The organism is Psychrobacter sp. T6-1 (assembly GCF_052258445.1).
Genome location: NZ_JBQQFC010000775.1, coordinates 1 through 590, shown reverse-complemented (window position 1 = coordinate 590; position 590 = coordinate 1). Strand labels below are relative to the sequence as shown.

At 67.5% G+C, this 590-nt stretch carries 1 protein-coding gene; it reads left to right on the top strand.

The features are described 5' to 3' along the window. Nucleotides 1–590: sensor histidine kinase (locus tag ACTXGO_RS15910; protein WP_443575204.1), on the top strand; the 590-nt coding region annotated here is incomplete at both ends.

Sequence of the window (590 nt, the reverse complement as noted above, 5' to 3'; positions counted from 1 at the left end):
GCCAGGACGAGCGGCGACGGCTCGCGCGCGACCTGCACGACCACGCCGGCCAGCACCTGGTGGCGCTGGATTTTGGCCTGCGGCGGCTCAAGCCTCATCTGACGACGTCGCCGGCCCAGGCCGAGCTCGACATGCTCCTCGAACGGGCGCAGGACGTCGGCCAGTCATTGCGCCGGGTCACCCTCGAACTGCGTCCTGCTGCCCTGGACGAGTTCGGCTTCGTGACGGCGCTGCGCTATCTCGTGGACGAATGGGTTCGCGCGACGCGGATCGCCGTCGAGTTTCAGGTCGTTGGGGATGAGGTGCCCCTGCCTGCCGAGATCGCCATCACGCTCTACCGCCTGACCCAAGAGGCACTGACGAACGTCGCAAAGCACGCGGGGAACCCGCGCTTCGCCTCTGTCGTGCTTCTGTTCGACCCACGTCTTTTTACGTTGACCGTCGACGACGACGGCGTCGGTTTCGAGGCCGACGTGGCTTCCACATTGTCGCTGACGTCCCAAGGTAAGCTCGGGCTCGTCGGGATGCGCGAGCGCCTGTGCCTCGTCGGCGGCAGCCTGGAGATCGAGTCCTCGCCCGGGCACGGCACC